The following is a 13,059-nucleotide window of genomic DNA, read 5'->3' as shown; positions in this document are numbered from 1 at the left end:
GTCACTATGTTGGAATTTTTCTGGAACCTGGGTTCTTTCATTGTCGCACTGGGGATCTTGGTGGCTGTACATGAATATGGCCACTTTTGGGTTGCCAGAAAAGCTGGTGTGAAAGTACTCCGGTTCTCAATTGGTTTTGGTAAACCTCTGGTCCGTTGGTATGACAAGCTCGGTACTGAATATGTCATTGCCGCCATTCCTTTGGGTGGGTACGTTCGTATGTTGGATGAGCGTGTGGATGAGGTGCCTGTTTCAGAACAACATCTGTCATTTAACAACAAACCCGTACTTTCCAGAATTGCCATTTCAGCCGCCGGACCCCTTGCGAACTTTCTTTTCGCTATTTTTGCTCTCGCACTTATGTATATGGTTGGCGTTCAGAATGCCAAGCCTATTGTTGGAAATGTGACCGACAGCAGTATTGCGGCTCAGGCTCAGGTGCAGCCGGGCGACCGTATTATCAGTGTCGACGACGAGGTTGTTCAGTCCTGGCAGGAAGTCACCTTTGCGTTGATGGGGGGACTGGGCGAATCGCAAGTTATCCTCAAAGTTCAGGACAGTCAGGGTCAGCTCGCTTTGCGTCAGCTAGATACTCGTGAGTGGCGACTGGATGAGCAAGATGTGCCACCTTTGACGTCTGTGGGTATCCAACCGTACCGCCCTAATCTGAAACTAGAAATTGCGCAAATAGCGTCAGGCTCTGCTGCCGAGCAAGGCGGTTTAGCGGTGGGTGATAAACTGCTGCGTTATAACAATGAAACGCTCGACTCATGGGAACAATTTGTTCAGCTAGTACAAACCTCAGCGCAACAACGCAGTCATCTGGTCGTGCAAAGAGCAGGTGTTGAGGTTGATCTTTACCCTACGCCACAGGGCCGTGAAGACAACCAGGGGGTACTTATTGGCTATTTGGGCGTAGTACCAGTGCTTGAACCCTGGCCGAAAGGGTATATTGAAACTAGACAATACGGGGTATTCGATAGTATCGTGCTGGGCGTTAAAAAGACCTACGACTTAACTGCGCTCAGTTTTGAGATGATTGGTAATTTGTTGACCGGTCAGGTATCGGTTAAAAATCTCAGTGGGCCGGTTGGCATTGCTGTAGGGGCCGGAAATAGTGTGAGTTATGGGTTTGTCGCATTTTTAGGCTTTTTGGCTTTAATTAGCGTCAACCTAGGGGTTTTCAACCTTTTACCCCTGCCGGTCTTAGATGGCGGGCACTTAATGTATTACTTTATTGAACTTATTCGCAAAAAACCGGTCTCTGAAAAGACACAAGAGTTAGGCTATAAGGTGGGTGCAGTTGTGCTCCTGGCGCTAACTTGTTTTGCACTACTTAACGATGTATCGAGGCTTTAGGCCGCAAGGTGCGATAGCAATTGAGGCGCACTGTTCGCCGTAAGCTGTAAAGGATAAAGATAATAAAATGCCTATAAAAAAACATTTAGCTGTAACGAGTTTACTGGGCGCGAGCTTTGCTGCTCTGGGGCAAAACTCCTTTATCGTAGAAGATTTGAAAGTTGAAGGCCTGCAGCGCGTTGCGCTGGGCGCTGCGTTAACACACATTCCTATCAACGTGGGTGATCAAGTTGATGACTATACAGTGTCCAAGACGATTAAGGCGCTGTTTGCATCTGGCCATTTTGATGATATTGCTGCATATAGAGATGGCAATCAGGTTATTTTCAAAGTTAAAGAACGTCCGACGATTGCTTCGATTGAATTTGATGGCAACAAAGACATCAAAGATGAGCAGCTTCAGGAAAGCTTAGATCAGCAAAATATCCGTGCCGGTGAAACTTTAGACAGAACGGTTATTGATAGCGTAGAGAAAGGCCTTATCGAATTCTTCCACAGTATCGGTAAGTACAACGCTAAGATTGAGATGACCATTGTTGAGCTGCCACGTAACCGGGTAAGACTGAAGCTGGACTTTAATGAAGGTGACGCGGCGTCGGTCAGGCAGATCAACCTGGTTGGTAACGAACTTTTCTCAGATGAAGAGCTGTTGAAATTGGTTGAATCGCAGCAGGATTTACCTTGGTGGAAATTCCTCTCTAGTGACCGCTATCAGAAGCAAACCATTGAAGGCGACTTGGAAAAGATCCGCAGTTACTATCTGGATCGTGGTTACCTGCGTTTCAACATTGACTCTACCCAGGTTTCCGTGAGCCCAGAGCGTGAGTCAGTCTATGTGACGGCAAACCTCACCGAGGGTGAGCAGTACATGGTAAAAGACTTTGAGTTTATCGGGGACTTGCTGGGTCGTGAAGAATTGATCCGCAGTGTTGTACCGTTAAGAAGTGGTGAGCTGTATAACGGCTCAATCGTCACTGCCACCGAAGAATTTATCAAGAGTTATCTGGCACGCTTTGGCTATGCCAATGCTGAGGTACGTACCGTGCCTGACATTGATGACGAAAGCAAAGAAGTGAAGCTGACCCTGGCAGTTGACCCTGGCAAGCGTGTTTACGTACGCCGTATTGCAGTCAATGGCAACCAGGTTACTGCTGACCACGTTGTTCGTCGTGAAATGACGCAGCTTGAAGGCGCCTGGCTATCTAACCAAAGCCTTGAACGTTCTAAGTTACAGATCCAGCGTCTGCCGTATATGGAAAGCGTTGACTTTGAAGTCAAGCCAATTCCGGGTGTTGACGATCAGGTCGATGTTGATTTTAAAGTTAAAGAGCAGCCAGCAGGTAGCTTCCAGGCCGGTGTGGCTTATGGCTCATATGGTGGCTTGCAGTTTAACGTGGGTGTGAGTGAGTCTAACTTCCTGGGAACTGGTAACCAGCTTGCCTTTAATATAAATACAGGCCGAGGGTCGAAGCGTTATACCGTTTCTTACACAAACCCATACTTTACGCCAGACGGTGTGTCACAAGGTAGCAGCATTTTCTACAGCGACTTTGATGGTAGTAAGCTGGGCCTGATTGATTATGACCAGACCAACTATGGTATTGGTACTAATTTTGGTTTTCCAATTGATGCCGTTAACCGAATCAACTTTGGTGTACGCTGGATTGAAGAAGAGCTGGATCGTATCCCGGATTATGAACAATCTCGGGTGATGCGATTGGCGTTTACCGATCCGGAAAACCCGGATGCTGGTTTTGACTTTACTAAATATGAGTTGAGCGTTGGCTGGTCACGGATCACTGTTAACCGCGGTATGTTCCCGACAGACGGTTCACGTCAAAGTGCCACTTTCAGAGTCACGACACCTAACTCAGATCTGAATTTCTTCAAGCTGAATTATGACTCGCGTTTTTACTGGCCAATCAGTAATGACCATCGTTGGGTGTTCTCGGCGCGTGCCGGCCTTGCTTATGGTAATGGTTACGGTGAAGTCAATGGCTTTGAGCAAACCTTGCCGTTCCAGGAATTTTATCGCATCACAGAAATGGAGCTACGCGGCTTTGATCGTAATACGATCCTGCCACGTGCGTTGCAGCGTTCACCTTCCTCAATTGGTGGCACGCCACTGCCGGATGGCACAGTACCAGGTTCGATTGGCGGCGATCCGCAGTTTGACAACCTGATCCAAGGTGGCCGTATCGGTGGTAACGCAAAAGCCCTTGCAGGCATTGAGATGATTGTACCGACGCCTTTCCTGGAAGAGGAAAACACCAGCTCAGTGCGTACCAGCTTCTTCATTGACGCTGCGAACGTCTGGGACACGGAGTTCGATGCTGATCGTTATACGAACTTGTCGCCGGATGTATATAAAACACTATCAGATTACTCTGATCCAAGTCGGTTCAGGGTATCTACAGGCCTATCTGTACAGTGGATCTCGCCAATGGGACCAATGCTGATCAGTTTTGCCTACCCACTGAAAAAAGAAGAAGATGATGAAACTGACTTCATCAGCTTTAACATAAGTAATACGTTCTAAGGAGCTAATTGTGAAAAACCTTTTTAAAACTTCGGCCATGGCGCTGATGGCTACACTCATGATGGGGGCTTCTGCGTCTGCGTTTGCACACAAAGTTGGCCTGGTCGACATGCAAAACATCTACTCAAAATTGCCACAAATGGCAAAAATTGAGCAGACTTTACAAGCTGAATTTGCAGAGCGTCGTCAAGAATTAGAAAAACTACAAGGTGACATCCGTTTCGAAGCTGAAAAGTTCAAGCGTGAAAGCGCGACAATGAGTGAAGATCAGCAAGTTGCATTGCGTGAGAAAATTCAGGGCATGCAGCAAGAACTGGCTACAAAGGGTCGTCCTCTAGAGCAGGAAATCAAAGTACGTCAAAATCAGGAACTGGCAAAAGTACAGAAACTGATCGTTGATGCCATTGAAGAAGTTGCCAAAAAAGGAAAATACGACGAAGTTCGCGTAAAAGATACGACAATTTACTTCAACCCTGATAAAGTTTCTGACCTGTCGGATAAAATTGTTGAAGTAGTCAGTAAAAAGTAATGACCAAACACTACACTTTGTCGCAGTTGGCTGAAGCTGTGGGCGCCGAATTGCAAGGCGATCCGGCTCAGCCAATTGGGAAAATTGCCACCTTGCTTAGTGCGGGTGGTCAGGACATCGCGTTCCTGGCAAATAAAAAGTACCGCAGCCAACTTGCGTCAACGCAAGCGGGTGCCGTGATCCTGGCACCTTCTGAGGCTGAACACTTCTCTGGCAATAAGCTAGTCTGTGACAACCCTTATGTTGCGTACGCTAAACTTGCGCAATACATGGATACCACACCCGATTCAGCTCAGGCGATCCACGAGCGCGCGTCAGTGCATGAGTCTGTGAAGCTTGGCAACAATGTCAGTATCGGTGCCAATGCTGTGATAGAAGCGGGCGTTGAGCTGGGTGATGATGTACAGATTGGCCCAGGTTGTTTTGTTGGTAAACACACGCGCATCGGCGCAAAAACAAAACTTTGGGCAAATGTCACGATTTATCATGAGGTCGTGATTGGTGAATCCTGTTTATTTCAGTCAGGTGCTGTGATCGGCAGTGATGGCTTTGGTTATGCCAACGAAGGTGGAGAATGGGTTAAAATTCCTCAGCTTGGCAGCGTCATTATCGGTAACCGCGTAGAAGTCGGGGCGAGCACGACGATAGACCGTGGTGCGTTAGACGACACGGTGATCCATGATAATGTGATTTTGGATAACCAAATTCAGATCGCACACAATGTTGAAATTGGCTACGGCACAGCGATTGCGGGCTGTAGCGTTATGGCCGGCAGCGTTAAAATCGGCAAGTATTGCCAGATTGGCGGTATGGTGGCTGTCAATGGACACAACGAGGTGTGTGACGGAGTCGTCATTACGGGGATGAGCATGGTGACAAAAGGGATCTCCGAGCCGGGGATTTACTCATCAGGTATGCCACACACCACTAATAAAGAGTGGCGTAAGAACATTGCTCACCTACGAAACCTTTCGGATTTTAAAGCGCGACTAAAAGCGCTGGAAAGCCTCACAGAACAGCTTAAACATACTGATAACTAAAGGATGTTATTTTGGCCAACGAATTAAATAGCTTCGATATTCAAGAAATCCTAAAGCTACTGCCGCACCGTTACCCGATGCTGCTGGTAGACAAGGTCATTGATCATAAGCCTGGCGAATACTTACATGCAGTTAAGAATGTAACTGCGAACGAGCCTATTTTTACAGGCCACTTTCCCGATCAACCTATTTTCCCAGGTGTGATGATTTTAGAAGCGCTGGCTCAGGCAACAGGCCTGTTGGGCTTCAAGACCGTCGAGAATCGCGGTGATAATGAACTATACTTGTTTGCAGCGATTGATAATGCGCGCTTCAAGCAGCCTGTTGTGCCTGGTGACACCATGCATTTACACGTTGAATTTGTTAAAGAGCGTCGTAATATCTGGAAATTTTCTGGTGTTGCAAAAGTTGACGATAAAGTCGTCTGTAGCGCTGAATTAATGTGTGCAAGAAGAGAGTTTTAAGCGTGATCCATCCTACTGCAATTATTGAGTCAGGTGCTCAGCTGGGCGAAAACGTATCGGTTGGACCTTATAGCTATATCGGTAATGATGTTGTTATCGGAGACAACTGTAAAATTGAATCTCACGTGGTAATAAAAGGACCTAGCGTGATTGGTTCTGGTAACCATATTTTTCAGTTCGCATCAGTGGGCGAAGCCTGCCAAGATAAAAAGTACAAGGATGAACCAACCAAACTCGTGATTGGTGACAACAATATTATCCGAGAGTGTGCCACTATCCACCGTGGAACTATTCAGGATAAAGGGATTACTGAGATAGGCAGCAACAACCTGTTTATGGCATACACCCATGTCGCACACGATGCCATCATTGGCAACAACGTGATTTTTGCCAACAACGCAAGCGTTGCAGGGCACGTTCACATCGGTGACTTTGTGATTTTGGCGGGCAATTCAGGTGTGCATCAGTTCTGTAAAATTGGTGCGCATGCCTTTGTTGGCATGTATAGCGGTGTGAATCAGGATGTCCCTCCATTTGTGACGACGACCGGCACACCGGCAAGACCTGCGGCGATTAACACAGAAGGGTTAAAACGCCGTGGTTATGAGTCAGATGAGATTATGGCCATTCGTCGTGCATACAAGACCTTGTTCCGCAAAGGCCTGAAGCTGGACGAAGCACTGGAAGCCATGCGCGAAGATGCGGCAAAATTTGCTGGGGTACAGCAAATGATCGATTTTATTGCGACTTCTGAAAGAGGATTGGTACGTTAAATTTATATAACGGTCGATAACCTTTCTACATCGCATATCTGTATCTGATATACTAACGCCATACAGCCTGTATGGCGTTTTTTTATTCTAAAAGAATCACATGGCCAACGAAAAAGAAATTACGATAGGGATTGTTGCCGGCGAGCTGTCTGGTGACATCTTAGGTGCGGGTTTGATCCATGCACTGCGTGAACATTATCCTAATGCTCGGTTTATCGGGATAGCCGGTCCAAAAATGCTTGATGCCGGGTGCGAAACTTTGTTCGATATGGAAGAGCTGGCCGTGATGGGCCTGGTGGAAGTCCTGGGGCGTTTGCCACGATTACTGAAAATACGTAAACAACTGGTCGAACACTTCATTGCCCAAAAGCCAGATATTTATATTGGTATCGATGCACCCGACTTTAACCTGCGCGTAGAAAAACCACTCAAAGCAGCCGGGATTAAAACGGTTCAGTACGTTAGCCCCTCAGTGTGGGCATGGCGGCAAAAGCGAATTTTTAAAATCGCAGAAGCGACCAACCTGGTGTTGTCTCTTTTACCATTCGAAAAAGCTTTCTACGACAAGCATGAAGTGCCGTGCACCTTTGTCGGGCATACACTGGCAGATGAGATCCCGCTGGATGTGGATGTCACAGCCGCGCGTGCGCAGCTGGGGTTAAAGGACTCTGATACGGTGCTGGCTCTGTTACCGGGTAGCCGTGGCTCTGAAGTAAGCCAGTTGAGCGAAACCTACTTGCTCACAGCCAAAGCACTGGCTGACAAAATCCCCAACCTGAAAATTCTTGTGCCCCTGGTGAACGAAAAGCGCAAGGCACAGTTTCAGGCAATCAAAGCGCAGGTGGCCCCCGAGCTGAGAACCATTCTACTGGATGGTCAGTCTTCTTTAGCGATGACAGCGGCCACCGCGGTATTACTGGCGTCTGGTACAGCGACACTCGAAGCCATGCTATACAAAAAGCCAATGGTCGTTGGTTATAAGCTCAAGCCAATGAGCTATTGGATTTTCAATACCTTTTTTACTTTCAATATTAAGCACTTTTCTTTGCCAAACTTGTTGGCGGATGAAGCGCTGGTTGAAGAGTTTTTACAACAGGATTGTAATCCAGATGCACTCACGGACGCCTTGCTACCTCTGCTGAGAGGCGATAACTCAGCCCTGATCCAAAGATTTTATGATATTCACCAGAATATACGCCGCGACGCCAGTAAGCAGGCTGCGCAGGCAGTAGTGGAGTTAATGAATGCAAATTGAACGTCCTGATGTGCAGTATATTGCAGGCGTAGATGAAGTAGGCCGTGGCCCTCTGGTAGGTGACGTGGTAACAGCAGCCGTGATTTTAGATCCGGCCAACCCGATAGCCGGGTTGGCAGATTCCAAGAAACTCACCGAAAAAAAACGCCTGCTACTGGCTGAAGAGATTAAACAAAAGGCGCTGTGCTATCATGTTGCACGTGCCACTGTGAGTGAAATTGATGAGCTAAATATCCTGCATGCCACTATGTTGGCTATGACGCGTGCTGTTGAAGGCCTGGCCGTTAAAGCACAGTTTGTGTTTGTCGACGGCAACCGTTTGCCCGAACTGAGCGTCCCTGCGCAGGCCGTGGTCAAAGGAGACAGCCTGGTTGCAGAGATCAGCGCTGCGTCTATACTGGCCAAAGTAACGCGCGATCAGGAAATGCTCGACCTGGACAAAGAGTATCCTCAGTATGGTTTTGCTGTACACAAAGGTTATCCGACCAAAGCCCATTTTGCGGCGCTGAGTGAGTTTGGTGCAACACCGCATCACAGAACCAGCTTTAAACCTGTACAGCGCATTTTGGCGGAGAAGCAGTAGTTATGGCAGCACCTGAGTTTGTTCATTTAAGAGTACACAGTGACTTTTCTATGGTTGACGGGCTGGCTAAAACTAAGCCCATTGTGGCGCGTGCCGCTGAACTGGGCATGCCAGCCTTTGCAATTACCGATCAGATGAACTTGTGCGGCCTGGTCCGTTTTTACGGTACTGCGCATGGTGCGGGTATTAAACCTCTGGTGGGGGCGGATTTTTGGCTGAAGAGCGATCAGTTTCCTGATGAGCCGAGTCGCATTGTGGTGCTGGCAAAAAATAATGAAGGCTATAAAAACCTTACTTTACTGATCTCCGAAGCCTATTTACGCGGGCATGTATTTCATCGGCCCGTTATTGATAAGGCGTGGCTTGCCAAATACAAAGAAGGCCTGATCTTACTCTCAGGTGCCAAAGATGGCGATGTCGGTAAAGCCCTGCTCAAGGGTAACCCGCAGCTGGTTGCCGATACTGTTGAATTTTACGAGACCCATTTCGCCGATCATTATTATCTTGAACTGCATCGTACCGGCCGTGAGCAAGAAGAAGAATATCTGCATGCTGCAGTCGCACTGGCCACACAAAGAGGCTTGCCTGTCGTTGCAACCAACGAAGTGGTGTTCCTGCATGAACAGGATTTTGAACCACACGAAATTCGTGTGGCCATCCACGACGGCTACACACTGGAAGACAAAAACCGACCCAGACGTTTCTCCAAAGAGCAGTATCTAAAAACCCCTGAGCAAATGCAGGAGTTATTCAGTGATATTCCAGAGGCGTTGCAAAATACCGTTGAGATAGCTAAGCGCTGTAATGTTACGGTGCAGCTTGGGACCTACTTTCTGCCTGATTACCCAACTGGTGAGTTAAAGATTGAAGACTTCCTGGTCAAGGTATCCCGCGATGGTCTGGAAGAGCGACTGTTATTCTTATTCCCGGATGACGCGGAACGCGCCGAAAAGCGTATCCCTTATGATGAACGTCTGCAAATTGAACTTGACGTAATCAACCAGATGGGATTCCCGGGCTACTTCCTGATCGTAATGGAGTTCATCCAGTGGAGTAAGGATAATGATATTCCGGTTGGACCGGGGCGGGGCTCCGGTGCGGGTTCTTTGGTTGCTTATGCGTTAAAGATCACCGATCTGGACCCACTTGAATTCGACCTGCTATTCGAACGTTTCCTTAACCCTGAACGTGTCTCGATGCCCGACTTCGACGTCGACTTCTGTATGGACCGACGGGATGAAGTAATCGACCACGTATCTAAACTGTATGGTCGTCAGGCGGTATCTCAGATCATCACCTTTGGTACGATGGCGGCTAAGGCGGTTATCCGGGATGTCGGCCGGGTGCTTGGACACCCTTACGGTTTTGTTGACCGAATTTCTAAGCTGGTGCCTGGTGACCCGGGTATGACACTGGCCAAAGCGTTTGAGGTTGAGCCTCGGCTGCCTGAAGTGTATGACGGCGATGAGGAAGTCCGCGAGCTGATCGACAAGTGTCGTATTCTCGAAGGTTGTACCCGTAACGCCGGTAAGCACGCCGGGGGCGTGGTTATCTCGCCTACCAGCATAACCGACTTCGCTGCATTGTATTGTGATGAAGAAGGTAAATTCCCGGTCACTCAGTTTGATAAAAACGACGTTGAAACGGCCGGTCTGGTTAAATTCGACTTCCTGGGTTTGCGTACCTTAACTATCTTGCAGTGGGCGTTGGACATGACCAACGAGCGACTGGCGCGCGACGGCATTGAGCCGGTCGATATTGCGGCCATCCCACTGGATGATCCGGCCAGTTTTGAAGTGTTACTCAGAGCCGAAACCACCGCAGTATTCCAGCTGGAATCACGGGGGATGAAAGATCTGATCCGTCGCCTGAAGCCGGACTGCTTCGAAGATATGATCGCACTGGTTGCCTTGTTCCGTCCGGGCCCGCTGCAATCGGGGATGGTAGATAACTTCATCGACCGTAAGCATGGTCGCGAAGACATTTCATATCCGGATGCGCAATACCAGCACGAGAGCCTGCAACCCATCCTGGAGCCGACCTACGGGATCATCCTATATCAGGAACAGGTAATGCAGATTGCCCAGGTCCTGGCGGGATACAGCCTGGGTGGCGCGGACTTGCTGCGTCGAGCCATGGGTAAGAAAAAGCCCGAGGAAATGGCGAAGCAGCGAACGACCTTTGAAGACGGTGCGAAAGACAATGGAGTTGACGGCGAACTTGCAATGAAGATCTTCGATCTTGTAGAGAAGTTCGCAGGTTACGGCTTTAACAAATCTCACTCTGCTGCTTATGCACTGGTGTCATATCAGACGCTGTGGATGAAGACCCATTATCCGGCCGAGTTTATGGCTGCGGTAATGTCGGCGGATATGGATAACACCGACAAAATCGTGACCCTGGTCGATGAATGCGAAAACATGAAGTTGACGCTGCTTCCACCAGACGTCAATGCGGGTGTCTACAAGTTTGCTGTAAACCGTCAGGGTGAGATAGTTTACGGTATCGGTGCCATCAAAGGGGTGGGTGAAGGCCCGGTAGAAGCCATCCTGGAAGCTCGGGAGCAGGGCGGTCCGTTTAAAGATTTATTTGATTTCTGTGCCCGGGTTGACCTGAAACGCCTCAACCGCAGGGTTATTGAAAAGCTGATCTACGCAGGCGCGCTGGATCAGCTGGGACCAGAGAAGACACAACCAGGCCGTGCTACTTTGCTTGCGAGCCTCAAAGATGCTATGAAGTCAGCCGAGCAGCATCACAAGGCTGAATCGCTGGGGCAGAGTGATTTGTTCGGTCTGCTGGCCGTTGAACCCGACGAAGTAGAACAAGCGTTTGTCAAAGCCATTGGGCTGTCAGACGATGAATGGTTGCAGGGTGAAAAAGACACTTTAGGCTTGTATCTGACGGGTCACCCGATCAATCAGTACAGAAAAGAGTTAAAAAATTACACTTCTGGTCGTCTTGTAGAATTACAGCCGACGAATCGCGATGTGCAATCGACGGCTGCCGGACTGGTTATCAATGCAAGGGTGCTGATCAATAAGAAAGGCAAACGCTGGGGTCTGATAACTTTAGATGACAAGAGCGCACGAATTGATGTACGCTTATTCCCTGAACAGTTTGAAATGTACCAAGATATGCTGCAAATGAACCAAATCTTGGTAATATCCGGACAGGTCAGCTTTGATAACTTCTCCGGCGGCATTACAATGACCGCCAGAGAAGTCTGCACCATAGCTCAGGCCCGCGAAAAGCGGATCAGTGCGATAAAAATGACATTGAATATGGTGCAAATAGACGCGAATTTCATAGATAATCTGAAAAAAGTACTGGAACCGTACAAATTCGGAACGTGTCCGGTAAAAATCCAATATCAGCGCCCAGACGCGATAGCGGAAGTGACATTAGGTATGCAATGGTGTGTGACGCCCAGTGATGATCTCCTCAGACGATTATCCAAGATGGCGGCGCAGGAAATAGAACTAGAATTTAATTAAACAGGTAGTTTAGAGCATGAGCCTCAATTATCTTGAATTTGAGCTTCCGATTGCAGAATTAGAAGCAAAAATCAATGAATTACAAAACGTAAGCCGCTCTGGCAGTCTTGATCTCAGCCTTGAAGAAGAGATCAGCCGCCTCAAGGAAAAAAGCGTAGAGCAAACGAAAAAGATCTTCGACAACCTGGGTGCCTGGCAGGTATCTCAGCTGGCGCGTCATCCGCTTCGTCCATATACTCGCGATTATATCGAGCGTATTTTCACTGAATTTGACGAGTTTGCGGGTGACCGTACGTTCGCAAACGATCCGGCCATTCTGGGCGGTGTAGCACGTCTAGATGATAAGCCAGTGATGGTCATCGGTCAGCAGAAAGGCCGTGATACCGCTGAGAAAATCAAGCGCAACTTTGGTATGCCTAAGCCAGAAGGGTATCGTAAAGCATTACGCCTGATGGAAATGGCTGAGCGTTTTAAAATGCCAATCATCACCTTCATCGACACGCCGGGCGCTTACCCGGGCGTTGGCGCTGAAGAGCGTGGTCAGAGTGAAGCAATCGCACGCAACCTGAAAGTGATGGCTGCACTGAAAGTACCGACCATTTGTACTGTCATTGGTGAAGGTGGTTCAGGTGGCGCACTGGCCATTGGTGTGGGTGACCGCGTTAACATGCTGCAATACAGCACTTACTCAGTTATCTCGCCGGAAGGCTGCGCGTCGATTCTGTGGAAGAGCGCTGAAAAAGCCCCATTAGCGGCAGAAGCTATGGGTGTTTCGGCAACGCGAGTAAAAGAGCTGGATCTGATCAATACCATTATTGACGAGCCTATGGGCGGCGCACATCGCAACTACGATACGATGGCGAAAAACCTTAAAGCACAGCTGAAGCGTGATCTGGGTGAGCTTGAAGCGCTCAGTACAGAAGAAATGCTGGAACAACGCTACCAGCGCCTGATGTCATTTGGTTACTGCTAAACCAGAGCGACACAGCAAAACCGAAAAAAGCCGCATCGCGGCTTTTTTTG

General features: G+C 48.5%; 10 protein-coding genes. All 10 read left to right on the top strand.

All coding sequences use genetic code 11. The features are described from left to right. Positions 1 to 6 precede the first annotated feature (6 nt). The 10 genes from rseP to accA all read left to right on the top strand — a co-directional run bounded on the left by rseP (position 7) and on the right by accA (position 13,009). Positions 7 to 1,359 carry a sigma E protease regulator RseP gene (gene rseP / locus IY568_RS03180; RefSeq protein WP_125564069.1) on the top strand — a complete coding sequence of 451 codons (1,353 nt, stop codon included), beginning with the start codon at positions 7 to 9 and terminating at the stop codon, positions 1,357 to 1,359. A gap of 67 nt (positions 1,360 to 1,426) precedes the next feature. Then, complete coding sequence (bamA, locus tag IY568_RS03175) at positions 1,427 to 3,898, top strand: outer membrane protein assembly factor BamA (protein WP_125564068.1); 2,472 nt, start codon at positions 1,427 to 1,429, stop codon at positions 3,896 to 3,898. Between the two features lie 10 nt (positions 3,899 to 3,908). Continuing rightward, positions 3,909 to 4,427, top strand: coding sequence for an OmpH family outer membrane protein (locus IY568_RS03170; protein ID WP_125564067.1), 519 nt, complete (start codon positions 3,909 to 3,911; stop codon positions 4,425 to 4,427). Continuing rightward, positions 4,427 to 5,467 (top strand): UDP-3-O-(3-hydroxymyristoyl)glucosamine N-acyltransferase, encoded by a 1,041-nt coding sequence (gene lpxD / locus IY568_RS03165; protein ID WP_125564065.1) that lies wholly within the window; start codon positions 4,427 to 4,429, stop codon positions 5,465 to 5,467. Before IY568_RS03170 ends, lpxD begins: the two co-directional genes overlap by 1 nt. An 11-nt stretch (positions 5,468 to 5,478) precedes the next feature. Continuing rightward, entirely contained in the window at positions 5,479 to 5,931 is a 453-nt protein-coding gene (fabZ, locus tag IY568_RS03160; RefSeq protein ID WP_125564064.1) for a 3-hydroxyacyl-ACP dehydratase FabZ, read from the top strand. 2 nt (positions 5,932 to 5,933) lie between these two features. Then, positions 5,934 to 6,704, top strand: coding sequence for an acyl-ACP--UDP-N-acetylglucosamine O-acyltransferase (gene lpxA / locus IY568_RS03155; protein ID WP_125564063.1), 771 nt, complete (start codon positions 5,934 to 5,936; stop codon positions 6,702 to 6,704). 100 nt (positions 6,705 to 6,804) lie between these two features. After that, positions 6,805 to 7,959, top strand: coding sequence for a lipid-A-disaccharide synthase (gene lpxB / locus IY568_RS03150; RefSeq protein ID WP_125564061.1), 1,155 nt, complete (start codon positions 6,805 to 6,807; stop codon positions 7,957 to 7,959). Continuing rightward, the gene (gene rnhB, locus IY568_RS03145) at positions 7,949 to 8,542 is read left to right on the top strand and encodes a ribonuclease HII (protein WP_194866771.1); all 594 of its coding nucleotides are present in this window, start codon (positions 7,949 to 7,951) and stop codon (positions 8,540 to 8,542) included. Before lpxB ends, rnhB begins: the two co-directional genes overlap by 11 nt. A 2-nt stretch (positions 8,543 to 8,544) precedes the next feature. After that, positions 8,545 to 12,036, top strand: a complete 3,492-nt coding sequence (dnaE, locus tag IY568_RS03140; protein WP_125564059.1) for a DNA polymerase III subunit alpha — start codon at positions 8,545 to 8,547, stop codon at positions 12,034 to 12,036. A 16-nt stretch (positions 12,037 to 12,052) separates the two neighbouring features. Then, positions 12,053 to 13,009, top strand: a complete 957-nt coding sequence (accA, locus tag IY568_RS03135; protein ID WP_125564057.1) for an acetyl-CoA carboxylase carboxyl transferase subunit alpha — start codon at positions 12,053 to 12,055, stop codon at positions 13,007 to 13,009. Positions 13,010 to 13,059 lie beyond the last annotated feature (50 nt).

The sequence above is a fragment of the Pseudoalteromonas sp. PPB1 genome, assembly GCF_015356275.1.
GTDB lineage: Bacteria > Pseudomonadota > Gammaproteobacteria > Enterobacterales > Alteromonadaceae > Pseudoalteromonas > Pseudoalteromonas rubra_D.
This window is presented reverse-complemented; position numbering and strand designations above follow the sequence as displayed.

What these genes read in the sequence shown, in the direction of transcription:
- rseP (WP_125564069.1), top strand. Translation starts at nt 7, where the DNA reads ATGTTGGAATTTTTCTGGAACCTGGGTTCTTTCATTGTCGCACTGGGG.
- bamA (WP_125564068.1), top strand. Translation starts at nt 1,427, where the DNA reads ATGCCTATAAAAAAACATTTAGCTGTAACGAGTTTACTGGGCGCGAGC.
- lpxD (WP_125564065.1), top strand. Translation starts at nt 4,427, where the DNA reads ATGACCAAACACTACACTTTGTCGCAGTTGGCTGAAGCTGTGGGCGCC.
- lpxB (WP_125564061.1), top strand. Translation starts at nt 6,805, where the DNA reads ATGGCCAACGAAAAAGAAATTACGATAGGGATTGTTGCCGGCGAGCTG.
- rnhB (WP_194866771.1), top strand. Translation starts at nt 7,949, where the DNA reads ATGCAAATTGAACGTCCTGATGTGCAGTATATTGCAGGCGTAGATGAA.
- dnaE (WP_125564059.1), top strand. Translation starts at nt 8,545, where the DNA reads ATGGCAGCACCTGAGTTTGTTCATTTAAGAGTACACAGTGACTTTTCT.
- accA (WP_125564057.1), top strand. Translation starts at nt 12,053, where the DNA reads ATGAGCCTCAATTATCTTGAATTTGAGCTTCCGATTGCAGAATTAGAA.